This is a genomic window from Agrobacterium salinitolerans (assembly GCF_027498475.1).
Taxonomy (GTDB): domain Bacteria; phylum Pseudomonadota; class Alphaproteobacteria; order Rhizobiales; family Rhizobiaceae; genus Agrobacterium; species Agrobacterium salinitolerans.
The window spans coordinates 333,537-356,602 of record NZ_JAPZLN010000002.1; the positions used below are offsets into that span (position 1 = coordinate 333,537).

Genomic DNA, 23,066 nt, shown 5'->3' on the forward strand with positions numbered 1-23,066 from the left:
AGGTACGTACCTCAAAAAATGCACAGAGGGAGCGAAATCGGGGCCGGGAGGACGGTTGACCTGGATTTTTGCCGCTGGGCAGAGCTGTTCAGAGGGGGAGATCATGACGGACTTGGAACTCACTCCAAACTTTGCAATCAGGCCAGACTTTGCCATAACGGATGAGCAGTCGCTTCGCGGGTTGTTTGAGCCGACACATGCGCTGGCGATACAGAAGTGTCAGGACAGGCTTGGCGTACATGCGCAGGAATTCATAAGACGGTCCCCGTTTCTCTGCATCGGCACCCAGAATCTCGCAGGAAAGGCCGATGTCAGCCCGCGCGGGGATCCGGCGGGCTTCGTAAAGGTTCTTGATGGCCGCACCCTGGTGATCCCGGACCGGCCGGGCAACAATCGCCTTGATACTCTCAGCAACATAATCGCCAACCCCGTTGTGGGTCTGTTGTTCATCGTGCCCGGCTTTGACGACACCCTGCGGGTGAACGGGCGCGCGACACTGAGCAACGATCCCGAACTGCTGAAGCTCATGAGCGTTGCGGATCGTATCCCCAAACTTGCCATCGTCGTGAAGGTAGATGAGGTCTTCATGCATTGCGCCAAGGCGTTCCGGCGCTCCCACCTGTGGGATCCCGCGCATTTGCAGGTCCGGTCGGAAATGCCCTCGCTTATCAAGATCATTCTCGATGAGACAACGGGGGCGCCGAGGGACGGGCGCGAGATGCAGAAGATGGACGAGCAGCTGGAGCAGGACTACCGGCGGACGCTTTATTAACCTCAGCCCATGCGGGCATTGATATTCCGCAGCCGGTTGATGAAATATGAGGTACGTACATCATTTTTCGATTTACGGCGGCGGCAAAGCTGGATATGCAAGGGGAGGGAGGAGCCATGAAGCCGACAGTTCATGATATTGCAGAGCGGGCAGGCGTCAGCCTTGCCACCATCGACCGGGTGTTGAACATGCGCCCTGGCGTGCATGCGGCGACGCGGGCGCGGGTGGAAGCCGCCATTGCCGAGCTTGGTTATGTGCGCGATATCGCGGCGGCCAATTTGGCCAAGGGCCGCAACTACTCCATGGTCTTCATCCTGCCCGGCAATGACAATTCCTTTATGGCGACGCTGCGCGCCGAGGTGCGGGCGGCGGCCAGCCGCTCCCATCTGGAGCGCACGGCCATCCGTGTCATCGAGGTGCCGCCGTTTAATGCCGCGGCACTGACCGAGGCACTGGAAGTTGCACGCCGGGAAAAGCCCTCGGGCGTTGCCTTCGTCGCAACCGATTCCGAAGACGTGGCCGAGGCCGCCGACCGGCTGGCGGAAGATGGCATCGCCACTGTCACATTGGTGTCCGACCTTTCCGGCTCGAGGCGCGATCATTATGCCGGTGTGGACAACGTTGCGGCCGGACGCACGGCGGCAAGCTTGATGGGGCGTTTCCTCTCCGGGCGCGGCGGCGATGTCGCCGTTGTTGCCGGCTCCATGCTGGTGCGTGACCATCGCGAACGTCTGGAAGGGTTTCGCGCCGTCCTCGAAGCGGAATTCCCGCACTTGCGGCTGTTGCCCGTGCTGGAGGGCAGGGACGATCCTTTTACCGTCGAAGCGCTGGTGTCCAAGGCGCTGGGCAATGCCGCACTATCAGGCATCTACAGTCTCGGTGCCGGCAATCGCGGTCTCATCCGCGCGCTTGGGGCCGCGGATGGCGAAAGAGCGCTTTCGGTCATCGCCCATGAACTGACGGAAAACACCGCCAATGCGCTGCGGCAAGGGCTGCTCGATGCCGTGCTCAACCAGGATGCGGGACATGAGGTGCGCAGCGCCATCCGCGTGTTGAAGGCGCGCGCCGATGGCCTGCCCGTCATCGCCGCGCAGGAACGTATTCGTATCGACATCTTCCTCAGGGACAATCTTCCCTGAATAAAACTGCTGAAAGCGGCGCACGGAGCGCCGGAATGGAGAAATACATGTATCTCGGTCTCGATCTTGGCACGTCAGGCGTCAAAGCCCTGCTGATGGACGGCGATCAGAAAATCATCGGCTCGGCCAACGGCTCGCTGGATGTTTCGCGCCCGCATCACGGCTGGTCCGAACAGAACCCGGCAGACTGGATCGCCGCGACAAAAACCGCCGTTGCCGGCCTGAAGCAGAAGTTTGCGAAAGAGCTTGCCGCCGTCAAGGGCATTGGCCTTTCCGGTCAGATGCATGGCGCGACGCTTGTGGATGCCGAAGGCAAGGTGCTGCGCCCCTGCATCCTGTGGAACGACACACGCTCCCATGCCGAGGCTGCCGCTCTCGATGCCGATCCACGTTTCCGCAAGATAACAGGCAATATCGTCTTCCCCGGTTTTACCGCGCCGAAGCTTGCCTGGGTGGCGAAGAACGAGCCCGACATCTTCGCGAAAGTGGCCAAGGTATTGCTCCCGAAGGATTATCTGCGGCTATGGCTGACCGGCGAGTATATCTCGGAAATGTCCGATTCCGCCGGCACCGCCTGGCTGGATACCGGCGCGCGCAAATGGTCTTCCGATCTGCTTGCGGCGACGGGGCTCGATGAAAAACACATGCCGTCGCTGGTGGAAGGCACGGATGAGGCGGGCGTTCTGCGCAGTGAGCTGGCTTCCGAATGGGGCATTTCCGGCCGTGCCGTGGTCGCCGGTGGTGCTGGCGACAATGCCGCTTCCGCCTGCGGCATGGGCACGGTGAAGGAAGGCCATGCCTTCGTATCGCTCGGCACATCGGGCGTGCTCTTTGCCGCCAACGCCTCTTACCTGCCGAAGCCGGAAAGCGCCGTGCATGCCTTCTGCCATGCGCTGCCCGACACCTGGCACCAGATGGGCGTCATCCTCTCCGCGACGGATGCGTTGAACTGGTATTCGCGCCTCACCGGCCAATCCGCTGCCGATCTGACCAGTGAACTCGGCGAGACGCTTCTGGCCCCCTCCGGCGTCACTTTCGCGCCCTATCTTTCCGGCGAACGCACCCCGCATAATGACGCGGCCATCCGTGGCTCCTTCATTGGCCTGTCCCATGAAAGCGACCGCAAGGCGCTGACCCAGGCCGTGCTGGAAGGCGTTACCTTTGCGATCCGGGATAATCTCGAAGCGCTGAAATCGGCCGGCACGTCAATCTCCCGCGTCACCGCCATCGGCGGCGGCTCGCGCTCGACTTACTGGCTGGCCTCGATCGCCACCTCGCTGGGCGTTCCCGTGGATATTCCGGCCGAGGGCGATTTCGGCGCGGCCTTTGGTGCCGCCCGCCTTGGCCTGATTGCCGCGACCGGGGCCGATCCGGTGGCGGTTTGCTCGCAGCCGGAGACGGCGCGGACGATTGAGCCGGTGGCTGATCTGGCCGCGGCTTATGAGGAGGCTTACAGGCGGTATCATGCGCTTTATCCGGCGATAAGGGCGCTTTCGCAGTGAGACGCGGCGTGTGCGGCGTCACCCCCCCCTCTGCCCTGCCGGACATCTCCCCCTCAAGGGGGGAGATCGGCAAGTGGCGGACACCTCACTTCATACTCCGCCTCGCGAGAGGTGAGGACGTAACTACGAGTCGATCTCCCCCTTGAGGGGGAGATGTCCGGCAGGACAGAGGGGGGTGAGCCACACCCTCCAACCTTGAAATTTTCAAACACGATTTAAACCCACCATGGAGGAACCACCCAATGACGACAGGCTTCTTCGGCGATATCGCCAAGATCAAATATGAAGGCCCCGACAGCACCAATCCGCTGGCCTTCCGCCACTACAATCCCGACGAGATCGTCGCCGGCAAGCGCATGGAAGATCACCTGCGTTTCGCGGTAGCCTATTGGCACACCTTCACATGGCCGGGCGGTGACCCCTTCGGCGGCCAGACCTTTCAGCGTCCGTGGTTCGAAGACACCATGCAGGCCGCGAAACTGAAGGCGGACGTGGCGTTCGAATTCTTCTCGCTGCTCGGTTCACCGTTCTACTGCTTCCACGATGCCGATGTGCGCCCGGAAGGCAAGAACTTTGCCGAAAACACCAAGAACCTCAATGAGATCGTCGATTATTTCGCGCAGAAGCAGGCCGATACCGGCGTGAAGCTGCTGTGGGGTACGGCCAACCTCTTCTCCAACCGCCGCTTCATGTCGGGTGCCGCGACCAATCCCGATCCTGACGTCTTCGCCTTCTCCGCCGCGACGGTGAAGACCTGCATGGATGCCACCAAGAAGCTTGGCGGCGCCAACTATGTTCTGTGGGGCGGTCGTGAAGGTTATGAAACGCTGCTCAACACCGATCTGTCGCGTGAACTCGACCAGCTCGGCCGCTTCCTCAATCTTGTGGTGGAATATAAATACAAGATCGGCTTCGAAGGCACGATCCTGATCGAGCCGAAGCCACAGGAACCGACCAAGCACCAGTACGATTACGATGTCGCCACCGTTTATGCCTTCCTGCAAAAGAACGGTCTCGAAAAGGAAGTGAAGGTCAATATCGAGCAGGGCCATGCCATCCTCGCCGGCCATTCCTTCGAACATGAGCTGGCCATGGCCAATGCCTTCGGCATTTTCGGCTCCATCGACATGAACCGCAACGACTACCAGTCCGGCTGGGATACCGACCAGTTCCCCAACAACGTGCCGGAAATGGCGCTTGCCTATTACCATGTTCTGGCCGGTGGCGGCTTCAAGAATGGCGGCACCAACTTCGATTCCAAGCTGCGCCGCCAGTCGCTCGATCCGCAGGATCTGCTGATCGGCCATATCGGCGGCATGGATTGCTGCGCCCGTGGCCTGAAGGCAGCGGCGAAGATGATCGAGGATGGCGCGCTGTCCAAGCCGCTTTCCGAGCGTTACGCCAAGTGGGATTCTGCCGAAGCGCAGAAGATGCTGCGCGGCGAGCTGAAGCTCGAGGAGATCGCAGCGCTGGTCGAGCGTGAGGATATCAATCCTGAGCCGAAGTCCGGCCGTCAGGAGTATCTGGAAAACGTGGTCAATCGTTACGTTTGACGGGAATGTCGGGGGCGACGGTAACGTTGCCCCCATCGCCGACGAGCCGGCCGAATCGGCGTCACCGTGTCCTGACGCTGCGTCTTGTCCGCCTTAACCCGATGATATTGAAGGGTCGGGCGGCCGTGGAAACGACATTTTCCACACTGAAGAACCGTGTTGGCCCCGGCATGATCCGCTACCGTGGGATCGTCGAGACAAAGGCGCAGATCCTGCTAGCAGCGGTGGCTTTCAACACGCCCCTCTGGGTGACATTGCCGACGCCGACAACGCCTCATCGGGCCTGAAATCCACCCAAACCACCCTCAAGACCACGAAAAAGCCCGCCTCAGACAGAGGCGGGCGAGTGATACGTTTCCAAAATCTCCGGACCAGAAAGGGGCCAGGCGATGGATATTGCAACGCGCCTCGCCGGTGCGACGAAACGTGCTGCAACCTCCAGCCCGTCTTAACGACCGGCGTTGTAGGCCGCGATTGCCGCCATGTTAACGATGTCGCTGTCCTTCGCGCCCATCGAAGTGATCTGCACCGACTTGTCGAGGCCAACGAGAAGCGGGCCGATGACGGTCGCGCCGCCCAGTTCCTGCAGCATCTTGGTGGAGATGGAGGCGGAATGGATGGCGGGCATGACCAGCACATTGGCCGGGCCGGAAAGACGCGCGAAGGGATACTGGCTCTGCATGCGGTGATGGTTGAGTGCTATATCGGCCGACATTTCGCCATCGACCTCGAAATTGACGTTTCGCTTGTCGAGGATTTTCACGGCCTCACGTACTTTGTCGGAGCGTTCGCCGACCGGCTGGCCGAAAGTGGAATAGGCGAGCATGGCAACGCGCGGTTCGTAACCGAAACGGCGTGCAAGGTGGGCGGCCTCTTCGGCGATATCCGCCAGGTCCTCGGCATTCGGCATATCATGCACGGCCGTATCAGCAACGAAGACGGTTCGGTTGCGCGAGACCACCAGCGAAACGCCGATGACGCGATGGCCGGGCTTTGTGTTGATGCAACGGCGAATATCTTCCAGCGCCGTGGAGTAATTGCGGGTGACGCCGGTGACCACGGCGTCCGCATCGCCCATCGCCACCATGCAGGCGGCGAAATGGTTGCGGTCGTTATGGATCAGGCGCTGTACGTCGCGCAGCAGGAAACCGCCGCGCTGCAGGCGCGCATAGAGGTAATCGACATAGGCATCGACACGGCTGGAAAGGCGCGCATTGGTGATCTCGATATTGGCGCGGTCGAGATCGATGCCGGCGCGTTCCGCATTGGCCCGGATGATGTCGTCACGGCCGAGCAGGATGGCGGTGCCGAGGCCCTGCGCGGTGAAGGAAATCGCCGCGCGCATGACCTGTTCTTCTTCGGCTTCCGCAAAAACGACCCGCTTGGGCGAGCGGCGCACCCGTTCGTAAAGGCGCTGCGTGGTGGAAGCCATCGGGTCGCGACGGGCGGAAAGCTCGCGGGCATAGGCATCGAGATCGGGCAGCTCCCGGCGGGCGACGCCGGTTTCAATCGCCGCTTTCGCCACGGCCACAGGAATTGCCGAAATCAGGCGCGGATCGAAGGGAACCGGAATAATGTATTGCGACCCGAAGCGCGGACGGTTGCCCTGATAGGCGGCGGCCACATCGTCAGGCACATCCTCGCGGGCAAGATCGGCCAGCGCCTGTGCCGCCGCGATCTTCATCGCATCGTTGATCTGGCTGGCGCGAACATCGAGCGCGCCACGGAAGATATAGGGAAAGCCGAGGACGTTGTTGACCTGGTTCGGGTAGTCCGAACGCCCGGTCGCCATGATGGCGTCGTCGCGGATGCGCGACACTTCTTCCGGCGTAATTTCCGGGTCCGGATTGGCCATGGCGAAGATGATCGGCTTCGGCGCCATGGAGCGGATCATCTCTTCGCTGAAAGCGCCCTTTTGGGAGAGGCCGAACACCACATCCGCACCCTTCATGGCTTCCGCCAGCGTGCGGTTGTTGGTTTTCACCGCATGGGCGGATTTCCACTGGTTCATGCCTTCGGCACGGCCCTGATAGATCACGCCCTTGGTATCGCAGAGCGTGATGTTTTCAGGGTTGAACCCCATGGCCTTGATGAGGTCCATGCAGGCGATTGCCGCAGCGCCCGCGCCGTTGCAGACCAGCTTGGTGGTCTTGAAGTCGCGGCCCGTCAACTCGATGGCGTTGATGAGGCCGGCGGCGGCGATGATGGCGGTGCCGTGCTGGTCGTCATGGAAAACGGGAATGTCCATCAGCTCGCGCAGGCGGCTTTCGATGATGAAACATTCCGGCGCCTTGATGTCTTCCAGATTGATACCGCCGAAGGAGGGTCCGAGGTAACGCACACAATTGATGAACTCATCGGCGTCTTCGGTATCGACCTCGAGGTCAATGGAATCGACATCGGCGAAGCGCTTGAAAAGGACCGACTTGCCTTCCATGACCGGCTTGGAGGCCAGAGCGCCGAGATTGCCGAGACCCAGGATGGCGGTGCCGTTGGAGATGACCGCAACCATGTTGCCGCGCGTTGTATAATCGTAAGCGGTCGCCGGATTTTCGGCGATGGCTTTCACTGGTACGGCCACGCCAGGCGAATAGGCAAGCGACAGATCCCGCTGCGTCGCCATCGGCTTGGTCGGGGTGATTTCCAGTTTCCCCGGCCTGCCTTGAGCGTGAAAATCCAGGGCTTCCTGATCCGTAACCGATGTTCTTGTGCTGGCGGGCTTCGTCGTGTCGGACATGGGCTGAACGTGCTTTCGTGTCGATAACATTGTAAAAATATCCGCCGTTGTTATTGTATTTTTCGCGCGTCTGCCAAGTCTTGAATGTTGTTCAGTGCAGCAAATTTAAGCGTGATGAAATTTGCGGCCGGATTTAATCGATTAAGTCGACGTTCTTGACCCGTTGCTGGATTATCGGGCCCGTGCGCCACCGCCCGACCGCAGATGCGGATACGCGGGTGGTGCATTGCCGCGATCCTCGTGGGCGTTTCCGTGGCGAGTTCTGTGGAACCTCGCAAGCCATGTCGCGTTAGCGAAACGGGTCCCCGGGCAATCGACATGTCCTCCAAATGCCCTGTTGCTCATTCACCAAGCTTTCACAAGGCGAATTTATGAGCTTGCGCTTGCCCGCTCGCAAACCGATGATGGCGGCATTGGGAAATATGTATATTGTCCGGCGCGCCGGAAAATTTTTGATATTGGAAAGGTTTTGCCGTGAAGGAACATACTCGAAAGATCACGCCGGTTCTTCTGGCTGGCGGTGCGGGCTCCCGACTTTGGCCCGTCTCGCGCGATCAGTTGCCCAAGCAGTTCCAGCCGCTGGTCGGCAATCTTTCGACCTATCAGCAAACGTTGCAGCGGGTGGGCGACAAGAGCCTTTATGCCGAGCCGCTTGTCATCACCAACGAGGATTTCCGTTTCTTCGCCCGCCGTCAGGCGGAAGAAATCGATTTGCCGGCGACGGTGGTGCTGGAGCCCGCCCGCCGCGACAGCGCCGCCGCCATGGCCGCCGCCGCCGTGCTGGCCGAGCGCCGCGAGCCCGGATGCCTGGTACTGGCGCTTGCCGCCGATCATGTGGTGCTCGATGCCGACAAGTTCTCCGACGCCGTGAAACTCGGCGCAAAAGCCGCCGATCAGGGCAATATCGTCGTCTTCGGCCTGGTGCCGACCGAACCGCGCACCTCCTACGGTTATATCAAGCCGGGCGAGGCGATCGACGGCGAGGAAGACCTCAGCACCGTGGATGCCTTTGTGGAGAAGCCGGATATGAAGACGGCGATCTCCTATCTGGAAAAAGGTTATCTCTGGAATTCCGGCAATTTCCTGTTCCGTTCCGATGTGATGATTGCCGAGCTGAAGGCCTTTGCCCCGGAGATTCTGGCGGCGGTGACGCAAGCGGTCGAGCAATATGAAAGCGACCTGGGTTTCGTGCGCCTGCATCAGGAAAGCTTCGAGGCTTCGCCGAAAAATTCCATCGACTATGCGGTGATCGAGAAGACCAAACGCATGGCGGTGGTGCACGGACATTTCCGCTGGTCGGATATCGGCAGCTGGGATGCGATCTGGGAGATTGCCGACAAGCGCGGCAACGACAATGCGCTGGAAGGCCACGGCGTTTTCATCGATTCCGAAGGCTGCCTCATCCATTCGACGCAATTGCTGACGACGGTGGTGGGCGCCAGGGACATGGTTGTCGTGGCCACTAAGGATGCGGTTCTGGTGGTGCCGAAAAACCGGGTGCAGGACGTGAAGGGTCTGGTGGAGACGCTGAAGAATGGCGAACACGCGCCGCAGACGCAGACCCACAAGCGGGTCTATCGCCCCTGGGGTTATATCGAACATATGTATGTGGACGAGCGTTACCGGGTCGGCCACATCACGGTGGATCCCGGCCACCGCATCTCCTTCCAGAAACATTATCACCGCTCGGAACACTGGATCGTCGTCAAGGGCACGGCGACGGTGACGATTGGCGAGGAAACCCGGCTGCTGACGGAGAACCAGTCGGTTTACATCCCGATCGGCGAGTCACATCGGCTTGCCAATGAGGGGCAGATTCCGCTCGAACTGGTCGAAATCCAGACCGGAGCCTATATCGGCGAGGATGATGTCATCCGCATCGAGGATGACTATAAGAGGCAATAATGGATAGTGTTGTGAGGCAGCACGACAGAGGCGAGGCGGAAGGCGTTCCGGCTCGTTTGTATGTTTAAAGGGTGAGCCCCCCTTATTCAAATACGGATGCGGCAGCCGCGTCCCTTGCAGAAATTGTAGGAATGGAAGGGGCAGTCCGGCAAGACCTGGCATGCCGCCGGTCGTCGATTTGCGGGGTTTCCAGTCGCAAGGCATGTCCGAAATTGCCACATCGAGATTCGTATTTTTGGCGGTTGCCTAATCAAAAATCTTCGCATACGTTCCAACTGTAACGTTTCAGTGAGGGAGGAGACTCATGCGAATGCGTGTTATTTCTGCGGCCTTTTTGGCCAGCGTCATGATTCCGGCGGGTATCGCCGGGGCCACCGATCTTGAGGTGACCCATTGGTGGACATCGGGCGGCGAAGCCGCCGCGGTCGCCGAATTGGCCAAGGCTTTCGACGCCACCGGTAACAAATGGGTTGACGGCGCGATTGCCGGTTCGGGCGGCACGGCCCGGCCGATCATGATCAGCCGCATCACCGGCGGTGACCCGATGGGTGCGACCCAGTTCAACCACGGCCGGCAGGCGGAAGAGCTTGTTCAAGCAGGCCTGATGCGCGACCTGTCCGATGTTGCTGCAAAGGGCAACTGGAAAGACGTCATCAAGCCCGCGAGCCTGCTTGACAGCTGCACCATCGACGGCAAGATTTATTGCGCGCCGGTCAACATCCACTCCTGGCAATGGCTGTGGCTTTCCAATGAAGCCTTCAAGAAGGCGGGCGTCGAAGTTCCGAAAAACTGGACGGAGTTTGTCGCCGCCGCACCGGCGCTGAAAAAGGCCGGTATCCAGCCGCTCGCGCTCGGTGGGCAGGCCTGGCAGGCCAACGGCCTGTTCGACACGCTGACGCTTTCGCTCGGCGGCAAGGACCTTTATCAGAAAGTCTATGGCGACAAGGATGCCGAGACTGCAGCCGGGCCTGAGATGGCGAAGATTTTCGCGGCTGCCGTCGAGGCGCGCGACATGGCCAAGGGCACCAATGTTCAGGACTGGAACCAGGCCACCAACATGGTTATCACCGGCAAGGCCGGCGGCCAGATCATGGGGGACTGGGCGCAGGGTGAATTCCAGCTTGCCAACCAGAAAGCCGGCACGGACTATTCCTGCCTTCCCGGACTTGGTCTTAGTGAATACCTCACCACGGGTGGCGACGCCTTTTATTTCCCTGTTTTGAAGGACGAGGCGAAAACCAAGGCGCAGGACGTTCTTGCCGCAACCATCGTCGATCCGAAAACGCAGGTTGCCTTTAACCTGAAGAAAGGCTCGCTGCCGATCCGCGGCGACGTCGACCTCAATGCAGCCAATGACTGCATGAAAAAGGGTCTGGCAATTCTGGCCAAGGGCAATGCGCTGACCAGCACCGACCAGCTGATTTCTGCCGATACGCAGAAACAGAAGGAAGACCTGATGGCGGAGTTCTTCGCGGGCTCGATGTCGGCGGAAGACGGGCAGAAGCGCTTCGCAGACATTATCGGTTCGGCGGACTGATTGTGATCTCTCCGGGTGGGAAAGCGCTTCGACGCTTTCCCTTCCAGCGTCCTGCCTGTGCAAAATCACCAGCACGGGCAGGGGTTTCATGCGGCGAGGCTTTTGCCTGACCGCTAACTGTAACGTTACAGGAGGAGGTAACATGGCAGGTCAAGCGCGCTCAGGGCGCCCCAACCAGCTTTTCCGCAATCTCAATTCCAAGATTGCCTCCATTCCGATGATCCTGACCGCGATGGTGATTTTCCTCGGCGGCACGATCTGGACAGTGGTTTATTCCTTCACCAATTCCAAGCTTCTGCCGCGGGCAAGCTTTATCGGCTTCGATCAATATGAGCGTTTGTGGGCAGCACCACGCTGGATCGTCTCCATCCAGAACCTGGCGATCTACGGTATTCTGTCGCTGATTTTCAGCCTCGTTATCGGCTTTGTGCTGGCGGCGCTGATGGATCAGAAGATCCGCTTTGAAAACACCTTCCGCACGATCTTCCTTTATCCCTTCGCCCTGTCCTTCATCGTCACCGGCCTCGTCTGGCAATGGCTGCTGAACCCGGAATTCGGCATCCAGTCCGTGGTCCGCTCGATGGGCTGGGAAAGCTTTACTTTCGATCCGCTCTATAATTCCCAGATCGTCATCTACGGCATTCTGATTGCCGCGCTCTGGCAGGGCACGGGGCTCGTCATGTGCCTGATGCTCGCCGGTCTTCGCGGCATTGACGAGGATATCTGGAAGGCGGCGCGCGTCGACGGCATTCCGATGTGGAAGACTTATATTCTCATCATCATTCCCATGATGCGGCCGGTCTTCATCACCACGCTGGTCATCATCGCCAGCGGCATCGTCAAGGTTTACGATCTGGTCGTGGCGCAGACGAGCGGCGGGCCGGGCATCGCGTCCGAAGTGCCGGCGAAATATGTCTATGACTACATGTTTCAGGCGCAGAATCTGGGGCAGGGCTTTGCCGCCTCCACAATGATGCTCCTGACGGTCGCGATCATCGTCATTCCATGGGCCTACCTCGAATTCGGAGGCAAGAAGCGTGGCTAATATCAGCACATTGAACACGGTTGTCGCCGCCAGCGATGCGGTTGCCCCGGACCTTTCCGGCCCTCGCGGCAGGAAACCGAGGAAAACCTTCTCACGCCGCAACATCATTCTTTACGGCACGCTGTTTGTGGCTGCCGCCTATTACCTGCTGCCGCTATACGTGATGGTCGTGACCTCGCTGAAAGGCATGCCGGAAATCCGGCTCGGCAACATCTTCGCGCCGCCGGTGGAAATCACTTTCGAACCCTGGGTGAAAGCCTGGGCGAATGCCTGCACCGGGCTTAACTGCGACGGGCTTTCGCGTGGGTTCTGGAACTCCGTGCGCATTCTCGTACCATCGGTGGTCATTTCCATCATCGTCGCTTCCGTCAGCGGCTACGCTATGGCGAATTGGAAGTTCAAGGGATCAGAGCTGTTCTTCTCGATCCTTATCATCGGCGCTTTCATCCCCTATCAGGTAATGATCTATCCGATCGTCATCGTGCTGCGGGAAATGGGTGTCTATGGCACGCTGACCGGTCTCGTCATCGTGCACACCATCTTCGGCATGCCGATCCTGACGTTGCTGTTTCGCAACTATTTCGCTTCGCTGCCGGAAGAATTGTTCAAGGCAGCGCGCATCGACGGCGCGAACTTCTGGCAAATCTATTTCCGCATCATGCTGCCCATGTCGCTGCCGATCTTCGTCGTGGCGATGATCCTGCAGGTGACCGGCATCTGGAACGACTTCCTGTTCGGTGTCGTCTTCACCCGGCCGGAATATTACCCGATGACGGTGCAGCTCAATAACATCGTCAACTCCGTGCAGGGCGTGAAGGAATACAACGTCAACATGGCCGCCACGCTTCTGACCGGGGCCGTGCCGCTGATCGTTTATTTCGTCTCCGGCAGGCTTTTCGTCCGCGGCATTGCCGCCGGCGCAGTAAAAGGTTGAGCTATATGAACAAAAGCGTTTCCATCCGCGATCTTTCACTGTCCTTCGGCGCCGTTGCCGTGCTGAAAGATCTCAATCTCGATATTTATGACGGCGAATTCCTCGTGCTGCTCGGCTCGTCCGGCTGCGGCAAGTCGACCCTTCTCAACTGCATTGCCGGGCTTCTGGAACCGACCGACGGACAGATATACATCAAGGACCGCAACGTCACCTGGGAAGAGCCGAAGGATCGCGGCATTGGCATGGTGTTCCAGTCCTACGCGCTTTATCCGCAGATGACGGTGGAAAAGAACCTGTCCTTCGGCCTTCAGGTCGCCAAGGTGCCGAAGGAGGAGATCGACCGCCGCGTCAAAAGGGCGGCGGGCATTTTGCAGATCGAGCCTTTGCTGAAGCGCAAGCCCGCCGAGCTTTCCGGCGGCCAGCGCCAGCGCGTGGCGATCGGTCGGGCGCTGGTGCGCGATGTGGATGTGTTCCTGTTCGACGAGCCGCTCTCGAACCTCGACGCCAAGCTGCGCTCGGAACTGCGTGTCGAAATCAAGCGGCTGCACCAGTCGCTGAAGAACACCATGATCTATGTGACGCACGACCAGATCGAGGCGCTGACGCTGGCGGATCGCATCGCCATCATGAAGAGCGGCGTCATCCAGCAGTTGGCGGACCCGGTCACCATCTACAACAAGCCGAGGAACCTCTTCGTCGCCGGTTTCATCGGTTCGCCCTCGATGAATTTCCTGCGGGGTGAATTGATCGAGAAGAATGGCAAGGTGGTCTTCACCACCAACGGCGTCACCTTCGCGCTGGACGGTTATCATGCGGAAACGCCGCTGGCCGGCGGCCGCGCCGTCGTTCTCGGGGTGCGCCCGGAACATGTGCGGGTCGATGCCGATATCGTCGGTGGCGAAGTGCATGAGGCAATCGTCGATATCGAGGAGCCGATGGGGGCCGACAATCTGATCTGGCTGAAACATGCCGGGCACACCATGTCGGTCCGCGTCGGCGGCCACAGGCGGTTCTCTCCGGGCACGAAGGTGCGCCTCGGCCTCGACATGACGATGGCCTCACTGTTCGACGCGCAAAGCGAGGAGCGGCTCTAGAACGCCTCCGATTTCCCCCACACAATCCCAAGACCCAGATCTCTATGGAGGAGACAATGACAGAACTCGGTTTTCAGCTTTACAGCGCCCGCAATTTCCAGCCTTTTTCCGATATTCTGAAAAAGCTTTCGGCTGCGGGTTATAAACATGTCGAGGGTTATGGCGCGATGTATGCTTCGCTGGATGAACCAGGCCTAAAAGGCCTGCGCGCCGAACTCGAAGCCAACGGCCTTTCGATGCCGACCGGTCATTTCGGCCTCGATCTTCTCGAGGGTGACCCGAAAAAGGCGCTCAATATTGCCACGGTTCTGGGTGTAGAGGCAATCTATTGCCCTTATCTGATGCCTGATCAGCGCCCGACAGACGCCGCTGGCTGGTTTGCCTTCGGCAAGCGTCTGCAGGAGGCCGGAAAGCCCTTCGTGGATGCCGGTCTGACTTTCGGCTGGCATAACCATGACTTTGAATTCAAGCAGCTCGCCGACGGCTCCACCCCGCAGGAGCAGATTTTTGCCGGCGGCCCGGACCTGAAATGGGAGGCGGATATCGCCTGGATTATCAGAGGCAATGCCGATCCGCTCGCCTGGATCGAAAGCTACGGCAAGCGCATCTCCGCCGTGCATGTCAAGGATATCGCGCCGGCTGGCGAGAATGCGGATGAGGACGGCTGGGCCGATGTCGGCCATGGTACGGTGGACTGGAAAGGCCTCGTCGCGGCGCTGAAGGCGAAATCCGCCACGAAACATTTCGTGGTCGAGCACGACAATCCCAAGGACATAGATCGACTGATCACCCGCTCGATCGCTTCCTTCAAAACCTACTGAGTATCAATTTCGGAGTTTCATCATGACCAGGGATCTTGGCGTCGGCATCATAGGATGCGGCAATATCTCGTCTGCATATTTCTCGCTGGCACCGCTCTTCAAGGGCATCAAGGTGCTGGCCTGCGCTGATCTCAACCGCAATGCGGCGGAGCTGAGGGCGGAAGAATTCGGTGTTGTCGCGCAGTCCATCGAGGAACTGCTCGCCAATCCCGAAATCGATGTGGTGGTGAACCTCACCATCCCCGCCGCACATTTCCCGGTGTCGAAAGCAGCCCTTGAGGCGGGAAAACACGTCTATTCGGAAAAGCCGTTGGTGCTTTCGCTGGAAGAGGGTGAGGAGCTGCGGCGCATTGCCCGCGAGAAAAATCTCTCCGTCGGCTGCGCCCCGGATACCTTCCTCGGCGGTGCGCATCAGCTTGCCCGGCAATATATCGATGACGGCAAGGTCGGGCGCATCACGTCTGGCACCTGCCATGTGATGAGTCCCGGTATGGAGATGTGGCACCCCAATCCGGGCTTTTTCTTCCTCAAGGGCGGCGGGCCGATCCTCGATCTCGGTCCCTATTACGTTGCCAACCTCATCAACCTCATCGGCCCGATAAAGCGCGTCGGCGCGTTGACAAGCATGGCCAATCCGACCCGTACGGTGACCAGCCAGCCGCTGAACGGCGAGGTCATTCCCGTCGAAACGCCGACCAATATCCACGCGCTGCTGGAATTTGTGAACGGTGCGACGATCACACTTTCCGCCAGCTGGGATGTCTGGTCGCACCGCCACGCCAATATGGAACTCTACGGCACGGAAGGCTCGATCTATGTGCCGGACCCCAATTTCTTCGGCGGGGTTGTCGAAGCCAGCGGCCGAGACAAGAATATCCAGCCGCTGGAAGACTGGGCGCATCCTTTCGGCATTTCCAACCAGGAAAGTCCCCACGGCCCGCGCGCCAATTACCGCACGGCCGGCCTTGCCGATATGGCGATTGCCATTCTGGAGGGCCGTGATGCACGTTGCTCGCTGGATCGCTCCCTGCACGGTATCGACGTGATGACCTCGATCCTGAAGTCCGGTGAGGAAGGCCGCTTCATCGAGATGACAACGACCTGCACACAGCCGGCAGCCCTCGGCATCGAGGAGGCGCAGGCGCTGCTGCGCTAATGCGTTTATGATCCGGAAAGCGGCGAAGGCGACTTCGCCGCTTTCCTGTTTTAGCGGCAGCCCTTCACAATCCCTTCGCTTTGCTTTAAAGCCGCGCCGTATCCGGTCGCAGCCCACCCGGTCAAAACAAGGGATCCTAAATTATGAAAACTATCGTCATCTGCTCCGGCGGATTGGACTCCGTTTCGCTCGCGCATAAAATCGCCGCGGAACATGAGCTTCTCGCTCTCGTCTCCTTCGATTATGGTCAGCGCCACAGGAAGGAACTGGATTTTGCCGCCGATTGCGCCAGACGGCTCGGCGTGCCGCATCATATTATCGATATCAGAACCATCGGCGCGCATCTCACCGGTTCCGCACTGACCGACGATGTGGAGGTGCCTGATGGCCACTATGCGGAGGAGACCATGCGCTCCACCGTGGTGCCGAACCGCAATGCCATCATGCTCACCATTGCTTTTGGGCTGGCTGCCGCGCAGCAGGCGGATGCGGTGGCGATTGCCGTGCACGGCGGCGATCATTTCATCTACCCCGACTGCCGGCCGGGCTTCATCGACAGCTTCAACGCCATGCAGGCGAACGCGCTTGAAGGCTATGCCGATGTGAAACTCTTCGCGCCCTACGTCACCGTTTCCAAGGCGGCCATCGTGACCGATGGTGCAAAATATGGAACGCCCTTCGGTGAAACATGGTCCTGTTACAAGGGCGGCTTGCGGCACTGCGGCCGCTGTGGCACCTGCGTGGAACGGCGCGAGGCCTTTCATCTGGCAGGCGTTACCGATCCGACAGACTATGAGGACCCGGACTTCTGGGTGGCGGCCACCCACGCCTTTGCGGCGCAGGAGGTGCGTTGATGTTCCGCATCACCAAGGAGTTTCACTTTTCCGCCTCTCACCAGTTGAAAAGCCTGCCGTCGGATCACCAGTGCAATCGCCTGCATGGGCATAATTACATTGTCGAGATCGAGCTGGCAGGCGAAGCGCTGAACGAGCACGGTTTCGTGCGCGATTATCATGAGCTTGCGCCGCTGAAGCACTACATCGACGACAAGTTCGACCATCGCCACCTGAATGACGTTCTCGGCCATGACCGGGTGACGGCGGAATGCCTGGCGAAGCATTTTTATGACTGGTGCAAAGAGCGTCTGCCGGAAACCAGCGCCGTGCGCGTCAGCGAAACCGCCAAGACCTGGGCGGAATACCGGCCATGACGATGGCTGCACACAAGATTGCAGCGAAGGACGCAACGATCCGCATCAGCGAAATCTTCGGGCCCACCATTCAGGGCGAAGGTCTGCTGATCGGTCTGCCGACCGTCTTCGTGCGCACCGGCGGCTGCGATTATCGCTGTTCCTGGTGCGACACGCTGCACGCGGTCGATAGCGATTATCGCGAAACGTGGAAACCCATGTCGGTCGACGCAATCTGGCAGGAGGTGCGGCGGCTGTCCGGCGGCGTGCCGCTGACGGTCTCGCTGTCTGGCGGCAATCCGGCCATCCAGCCGCTCGGATCTTTGATATCGAAGGGGCAGGGCGAGGGGTATCGCTTTGCGCTGGAAACGCAGGGCAGTATCGCCAAAGACTGGTTTGCCGATCTCGACCATCTGGTGCTGAGCCCCAAGCCGCCATCGAGCGAAATGGAAACCGACTGGCAAGCCTTCGAAGGCTGTCTTGCCGCCGCCGGCGAGGGGCCGCAGGTGGCGCTGAAGATCGTGGTGTTCGACGATGTGGACTATGCCTATGCCAAGGCGGCATCCGCACGTTTCCCGCATCTGCCTGTCTATCTCCAGCCCGGAAACCACACCCCGCCACCGCCGGATGACGACGATGCGCGTGTCGATATCGATGGGGTGATGGACCGGATGTTGTGGCTGGTGGACAAGGTCAGCGTGGATCGCTGGTTTTCCGCCCGCGTGCTGCCGCAGCTGCATGTGCTGTTGTGGGGGAATAAGCGAGGCGTTTGAGGTATTACCTCCGTCATGCCGGGCTAGATTCGGGGTGACGGGAGATAACAGTTACACGCTGCAGTATTGGAGGCGGCGGCTTACGCCGCCGCTCTCCTGCAACTCAAGCCGAAACGGTCAGCTCGCGCCTTTCCCGATCCGCAATGATCGACAGATCGAGCACCTTCTGCAGATTGGCGGCGTGGCGGAAGTCCGGGTCGGCGACGCCACCTTCCATCACCGCCTTGGCGAATTTTTCGTAATTCGTCGGCACCGGGTCGACATCGATCGTCTTCCAGATCGCCTTTTCCACATCGTCACCGATGCAGGCGCGCAGGCTGGAGTAGTCGGGCGTGTGGATGACTTCGAGTGCGCCCTTGTCGCCGTGGATGCGCAAACGAAGTTCGTTGAGATGGCCCGTTGCCCATCGGCTGGCATGGATGACGCCCATGGCGCCGTTTTCAAGCTCGGCGGTCATGGTGAAGCTGTCATTGGCGTCGAGATCGTAGGCGCCGATCTTGTTGCCTTCATATTTGTCGAAGGTCTTCAGCCGCGTGAAGATGCGTTCCACATCGCTGCCCGCGCCATAGGAGGCGAAGTCGAGAATGTGGATGCCGACATCGCCAAGCACGCCGTTTGAGCCGTGCTTGGTGGAAAGTCGCCACAGCCACTTGCTCTCCGTCATCCAGTCGCCCCAGGCCTTGGAAACGAGCCAGCTCTGGAGATAGGAGGCTTCCAGATGCCGCACCTTGCCGATTTCGCCGGCCAACACCATTTCACGCGCCGCCTGCAAGGGTGCGACGTTGCGATAGGTGAGGTTGACCATGGCGACGAGGCCAGCCTTCTCGGCGGCATCGGCCATTTCGGCGGCCTTGGCGTAGTTTTCCGCCAGCGGCTTTTCGCAGAAGACATGCTTGCCGGCCGCAAGCAGCTTCAGGCTGGTCGGGTGGTGGATTGCGTCCGGCGTGACATTGGCTGCCGCATCGAATTCACCCCAGGCGATGGCGTCGTCCAACGAGGTGAAGGAAAGCGGGATGTTGTGGCGGAGCGCAAAGCCGCGCACCACCACGTCATCCACATCCACCGCCGCGACCAGTTCGACGCCGGGAATTTGTGAGAAATAGGTGGCATGATTGTTGGCCATGCCGCCGGTTCCGAGAATGAGAAGTCTCATGGTGTTTACCTGTAACCTGCTTCGCCTGCCTTGTGCAGCTTGGGACCGCGTTCTTCGATGGGCTCCAGCGCCTTGTCGATGGGGACATTAGGGGCGTCGTGAATGCTCTTCAGTGCGCCAATCGGATTATAGGCCCATTTCACCGAATTGCTGATGACCTTCTGGACATTGGCATCGTGATAGGTCGGATAGGTTTCGTGCCCGGGGCGGAAATAGAAGATGTTGCCGGCGCCGCGACGCCAGGTGAGGCCGGATCTGAAGACTTCGCCGCCCTGGAACCAGGAGATGAAGACGGTTTCCAGCGGCTCCGGCACGGAGAACTGTTCGCCATACATTTCCTCGTTTTCGAGCTCGAAATGTTCCGGCAGGCCGGCGGCAATCGGGTGGCGCGGATTGATCGTCCACAGACGCTCGCGTTCGCCTGCCTCACGCCATTTCAGCGCGCATGGCGTGCCCATCAAACGCTTGAACGGCTTGGAGAAGTGGCCGGAATGCAGGACGATCAGGCCCATGCCTTCCCAGACGCGCTTGGCGACACGCTCGACGATTTCATCCTGAACCGCGCCATGATCCTTGTGGCCCCACCAGACGAGAACGTCGGTCTTGTCGAGGCGCTCCTGCGAAAGCCCGTGTTCCGGCTCCTGCAGCGTAGCTGTCGTGGCATTGATCTCAGGGTTCTGGTTCAGCGCGTCGGCGATGGTGTTGTGCATGCCGTTTGGATAGATCGAACGCACCGTCTCGTTGATGTGTTCGTGGATATTTTCGCCCCATACAACGGTGTTGATGGTCATTGTCATGCTCCTCGGTGAAAGCCGGGACTTTGGGTGAGCCCGGCGAAAGTTAACTGTTCAGGCGGCACCCCTGGCAGGGTTGCGGGTAAGCGCCCGGCCCTCGGCGTCGAAACGGTGGATTTGAGCCTCATCCGGCACAACGGCGATGCGTTCGCCCGCCGTGCGGCCGGTCACGCCCTCTTCGCGAACGACGACGGGTTCATCCGCGCCAATCTCGACATAGATATAGCTGTCCGATCCCAGCATTTCCGAATGCACGATCTCGCCGCTCCAGCCGTCGCCGTTGGGGGCGATGGTGATGTGTTCGGGGCGGATGCCGATGGTTTTTGCGCCTTCGGCTTCGGCATATTTGCCGGTGAGGAAGTTCATCTTCGGCGAGCCGATGAAGCCTGCGACGAAGGTGTTGACAGGGCTTTCATAAAGCTCCAGCGGCGTGCCGATCTGCTCGACGCGGCCGTCACGCAACACGCAGATTCGGTCGGCGAGCGTCATAGCCTCCACCTGATCGTGGGTAACATAGATCATTGTCGTGTCATGCATTTCGCGATGCAGCTTGGCGATTTCCAGACGGGTGGCGACGCGCAGCGCCGCATCGAGGTTGGAGAGCGGTTCGTCGAACAGGAACACCTTCGGATCTCGCACAATGGCGCGGCCGATCGCAACACGCTGGCGCTGGCCGCCGGAAAGCTGCTTCGGCAGACGTTCCAGATAGGGTGTGAGCTGCAGCATCTCGGCTGCCGCTTCCACGCGTTTCCTGCGCTGTTCCTTGTTCGCACCTGACAATTTCATGCCGAAGGCCATGTTCTCGAACACGGTCATATGCGGATAAAGCGCATAGGACTGGAAGACCATGGCGACGCCGCGTTTGGCGGGCGGCAGGCGGTTCACCGCCTCGCCGTCGAAGGACAGGGTGCCGCTCGAAATCTCTTCCAGCCCACAGATGAGGCGCAGAAGCGTGGACTTGCCGCAGCCGGAAGGGCCGACAAAGACCATGAATTCGCCGGAGCGGATATCCATGTCGATGCCCTTGATGACATCGAAGGCGCCGAAGGATTTGCGAAGATCGCGCAGTTGAATGGTGGTCATTTATTTTCTCCTAGCCTTTGACGCCGCCGGCGGTGAGGCCGGAGATGATGCGTCGCTGGAAGATCAGAACGAGGACGACGAGGGGTGCTGTGACGATGACGGAGGCCGCCATGATCGTTCCCCAGGGGATTTCGAACTGCGAGCCACCCGACAGGAGCGCGATGGCGACAGGCACCGTGCGCTGCTCGTTCGATGAGGTGAAGGTGAGCGCAAAGAGGAACTCGTTCCACGCCGCGATGAAGGCGAGAAGCCCTGTCGTGACGAGCGCTGGCCACATCAAGGGCATGAACACCTGGGTGATGATGACCCATGGGGTTGCGCCATCGACGATTGCCGCTTCCTCGATTTCGATCGGCAGGTCACGCATGAAGGTTGTCAGCACCCATACCGTGAAGGGCAGGGTGAAGATCATGTAGGAAAAGATCAGCGCGAGCGGCGTGTTGAAGATGCCCGCCCAGCGGATCAGTTCGAACAGGCCGGCAAGAACGGCGATCTGCGGGAACATCGAAACCGACAGGATGGTGAGCAGGAGAAGCGAGCGGCCCCGGAAGCGCACGCGGGCCAAGGCATAGGACGCGGTTACCGCAAGGAACAGCGACAGCACGACGACCGAAGATGCAACGAACAGTGAATTGCCGAGATTGCGCAGGAACGTGCCGTTGCCGATGACAAAGCTGTAATTGGTCAGCGAAAATTCGCGGGGCCAATAATTGACCTGGAACAGCGCCGAGCCGGATTTCAGGCTCGTCAGGATCGCGTAGTAAAACGGGAATACCGAAATCACCATGATGACGGCGACCAGCGCATAAAACGCGGTGGTTTTCAGGATGCTTGGCAGGGTCATCGCGCGGCTCCATCGGTGTTGACGCGCCCCAGCCACATATAGATGACGGTGATCGAGGCGATGATGAGGAACAGCATGGTGGAGGCTGCAGCACCGTAGGAGAACTTGTCGAAATCGAACAGGTTCTCGCGCGCCAGCACCGACATGGTGCGGGTCTGGGCATTATTCGGCGTCAGAATGTAGATGAGGTCGAAGACGCGCATCGCATCCAGCATGCGGAAGATGACAGCGACCATGAGCGCGGGCCTGATCATCGGCAGCGTGACGCGGAAGAACACTTTGACGGGGTGGATGCCGTCCACTTTGGCCGCCTCATACATGTCCTTCGGCACCATCTGCAAGCCGGCGAGGATGAGCAGCGCCATGAACGGCGTCGTCTTCCAGATATCGACGATCAGCACGGCGACCATTGCGGTATCCGGATTGGCTGTCCATGCGATCTTCTGGGAGATCAGCCCAAGATTGAGGAACAGGTCGTTCAGGATACCGAATTGGTCGTTCAGCATCCACGCCCACATCTGCGCCGAGACGATGGTCGGAATGGCCCATGGCACGAGGATGGCGGCGCGCACAAAGCCGCGTCCTTTGAACTCCGCGTTCAGAACCAGAGCGACGACGAGGCCTAGCACGGTTTCGAAGCTGACAGAGAGGATGGTGAATTTGAGTGTGTTGAGAACCGCGCCCCACCATGCGGGATCGGCAAGAAGGCCGCGATAGATGGTGCGGCCGCTGCTGAGCGTGATCCAGGTGAGATAGTTCTTGAGGCCGACGAATTGCGCACCCTCTAGATTGGTCAGCGAAGCGTCGGTGAGGCTGAACCACACGGTGCGCACCAGCGGCCAGCCGGCCACTAGCGCCAGCACCAGAAATGTGGGGGCAAGGAACAGCCAGGCGGATTTCAGGCGTTCCGATTGCAGGTCGGAGCTGGCGCCGGATACCGCGACCGGTTTTTGAAGGGCGATGTCGTTCATGGGGATATCTCGCGGTTGGGGCGCGGAAGGCGATCAGGCGAGACCGCCGCCCGCGCGGGCCGGA

The 23,066-nt window shown here is 59.9% G+C and carries 21 protein-coding genes; 15 read left to right on the forward strand and 6 right to left on the reverse strand.

What is annotated here, in order from left to right:
* Nucleotides 1-103: 103 nt before the first annotated feature.
* The 5 genes from O9X91_RS10325 to O9X91_RS10345 all read left to right on the forward strand — a co-directional run bounded on the left by O9X91_RS10325 (nucleotide 104) and on the right by O9X91_RS10345 (nucleotide 5,253).
* A complete protein-coding gene (locus O9X91_RS10325) occupies nucleotides 104-772 on the forward strand; it encodes a pyridoxamine 5'-phosphate oxidase family protein (RefSeq protein WP_142912102.1) in 669 nt (222 codons plus the stop codon).
* Between the two features lie 116 nt (nucleotides 773-888).
* Complete coding sequence (locus O9X91_RS10330; RefSeq protein ID WP_142911933.1) at nucleotides 889-1,911, forward strand: LacI family DNA-binding transcriptional regulator; 1,023 nt, start codon at nucleotides 889-891, stop codon at nucleotides 1,909-1,911.
* A 47-nt stretch (nucleotides 1,912-1,958) separates the two neighbouring features.
* The gene (gene xylB / locus O9X91_RS10335; RefSeq protein ID WP_269833871.1) at nucleotides 1,959-3,413 is read left to right on the forward strand and encodes a xylulokinase; all 1,455 of its coding nucleotides are present in this window, start codon (nucleotides 1,959-1,961) and stop codon (nucleotides 3,411-3,413) included.
* A 242-nt stretch (nucleotides 3,414-3,655) separates the two neighbouring features.
* Nucleotides 3,656-4,966, forward strand: a complete 1,311-nt coding sequence (xylA, locus tag O9X91_RS10340) for a xylose isomerase (protein ID WP_269823566.1) — start codon at nucleotides 3,656-3,658, stop codon at nucleotides 4,964-4,966.
* 125 nt (nucleotides 4,967-5,091) lie between these two features.
* Entirely contained in the window at nucleotides 5,092-5,253 is a 162-nt protein-coding gene (locus tag O9X91_RS10345) for a hypothetical protein (protein WP_423734665.1), read from the forward strand.
* 161 nt (nucleotides 5,254-5,414) lie between these two features.
* On the opposite strand, the gene O9X91_RS10350 is transcribed toward O9X91_RS10345, so the two are convergent.
* On the reverse strand, nucleotides 5,415-7,703 hold the full coding sequence (locus O9X91_RS10350; RefSeq protein WP_077985012.1) for an NADP-dependent malic enzyme: 2,289 nt from the start codon (nucleotides 7,701-7,703) through the stop codon (nucleotides 5,415-5,417).
* A 474-nt stretch (nucleotides 7,704-8,177) separates the two neighbouring features.
* Here O9X91_RS10350 and O9X91_RS10355 point away from each other — a divergent pair, with 474 nt between their 5' ends.
* From O9X91_RS10355 to queE, 10 genes are all read left to right on the forward strand, one after another.
* The gene (locus O9X91_RS10355) at nucleotides 8,178-9,608 is read left to right on the forward strand and encodes a mannose-1-phosphate guanylyltransferase/mannose-6-phosphate isomerase (RefSeq protein WP_142911930.1); all 1,431 of its coding nucleotides are present in this window, start codon (nucleotides 8,178-8,180) and stop codon (nucleotides 9,606-9,608) included.
* Nucleotides 9,609-9,912: 304 nt separating this feature from the next.
* Nucleotides 9,913-11,145, forward strand: coding sequence for an ABC transporter substrate-binding protein (locus O9X91_RS10360; protein WP_137411609.1), 1,233 nt, complete (start codon nucleotides 9,913-9,915; stop codon nucleotides 11,143-11,145).
* A gap of 142 nt (nucleotides 11,146-11,287) precedes the next feature.
* A complete protein-coding gene (locus O9X91_RS10365; RefSeq protein WP_077985009.1) occupies nucleotides 11,288-12,190 on the forward strand; it encodes a carbohydrate ABC transporter permease in 903 nt (300 codons plus the stop codon).
* Nucleotides 12,183-13,124, forward strand: coding sequence for a carbohydrate ABC transporter permease (locus O9X91_RS10370; RefSeq protein ID WP_137411610.1), 942 nt, complete (start codon nucleotides 12,183-12,185; stop codon nucleotides 13,122-13,124). Before O9X91_RS10365 ends, O9X91_RS10370 begins: the two co-directional genes overlap by 8 nt.
* A 5-nt stretch (nucleotides 13,125-13,129) precedes the next feature.
* Nucleotides 13,130-14,218, forward strand: coding sequence for an ABC transporter ATP-binding protein (locus O9X91_RS10375; protein WP_269833846.1), 1,089 nt, complete (start codon nucleotides 13,130-13,132; stop codon nucleotides 14,216-14,218).
* A gap of 56 nt (nucleotides 14,219-14,274) precedes the next feature.
* Nucleotides 14,275-15,039 (forward strand): sugar phosphate isomerase/epimerase family protein, encoded by a 765-nt coding sequence (locus O9X91_RS10380; RefSeq protein ID WP_142911929.1) that lies wholly within the window; start codon nucleotides 14,275-14,277, stop codon nucleotides 15,037-15,039.
* A gap of 22 nt (nucleotides 15,040-15,061) precedes the next feature.
* Nucleotides 15,062-16,195, forward strand: a complete 1,134-nt coding sequence (locus O9X91_RS10385) for a Gfo/Idh/MocA family protein (protein WP_269833845.1) — start codon at nucleotides 15,062-15,064, stop codon at nucleotides 16,193-16,195.
* A 143-nt stretch (nucleotides 16,196-16,338) separates the two neighbouring features.
* Nucleotides 16,339-17,049, forward strand: coding sequence for a 7-cyano-7-deazaguanine synthase QueC (gene queC, locus O9X91_RS10390; protein ID WP_269833844.1), 711 nt, complete (start codon nucleotides 16,339-16,341; stop codon nucleotides 17,047-17,049).
* Complete coding sequence (queD, locus tag O9X91_RS10395; protein WP_077985005.1) at nucleotides 17,049-17,405, forward strand: 6-carboxytetrahydropterin synthase QueD; 357 nt, start codon at nucleotides 17,049-17,051, stop codon at nucleotides 17,403-17,405. The genes queC and queD overlap by 1 nt, the downstream gene beginning before the upstream one ends.
* A complete protein-coding gene (gene queE, locus O9X91_RS10400) occupies nucleotides 17,402-18,157 on the forward strand; it encodes a 7-carboxy-7-deazaguanine synthase QueE (protein WP_269833843.1) in 756 nt (251 codons plus the stop codon). The genes queD and queE overlap by 4 nt, the downstream gene beginning before the upstream one ends.
* Before the next feature lie 103 nt (nucleotides 18,158-18,260).
* Here queE and O9X91_RS10405 read toward each other — a convergent pair whose 3' ends face one another.
* Genes O9X91_RS10405 through O9X91_RS10425 form a run of 5 tightly spaced genes read right to left on the reverse strand, consistent with a single transcriptional unit; the run spans nucleotide 18,261 to nucleotide 23,002 of the window.
* On the reverse strand, nucleotides 18,261-19,310 hold the full coding sequence (locus O9X91_RS10405; protein ID WP_269823569.1) for a Gfo/Idh/MocA family protein: 1,050 nt from the start codon (nucleotides 19,308-19,310) through the stop codon (nucleotides 18,261-18,263).
* A gap of 5 nt (nucleotides 19,311-19,315) precedes the next feature.
* Complete coding sequence (locus O9X91_RS10410; protein WP_077985002.1) at nucleotides 19,316-20,101, reverse strand: ThuA domain-containing protein; 786 nt, start codon at nucleotides 20,099-20,101, stop codon at nucleotides 19,316-19,318.
* A 57-nt stretch (nucleotides 20,102-20,158) separates the two neighbouring features.
* Nucleotides 20,159-21,187: an ABC transporter ATP-binding protein gene (locus tag O9X91_RS10415; RefSeq protein ID WP_142911925.1), complete on the reverse strand. Its 1,029-nt coding sequence runs from the start codon at nucleotides 21,185-21,187 to the stop codon at nucleotides 20,159-20,161.
* A 10-nt stretch (nucleotides 21,188-21,197) separates the two neighbouring features.
* Nucleotides 21,198-22,031, reverse strand: a complete 834-nt coding sequence (locus tag O9X91_RS10420; RefSeq protein WP_045018509.1) for a carbohydrate ABC transporter permease — start codon at nucleotides 22,029-22,031, stop codon at nucleotides 21,198-21,200.
* Nucleotides 22,028-23,002, reverse strand: a complete 975-nt coding sequence (locus O9X91_RS10425; protein ID WP_142911924.1) for a carbohydrate ABC transporter permease — start codon at nucleotides 23,000-23,002, stop codon at nucleotides 22,028-22,030. Before O9X91_RS10425 ends, O9X91_RS10420 begins: the two co-directional genes overlap by 4 nt.
* Nucleotides 23,003-23,066 lie beyond the last annotated feature (64 nt).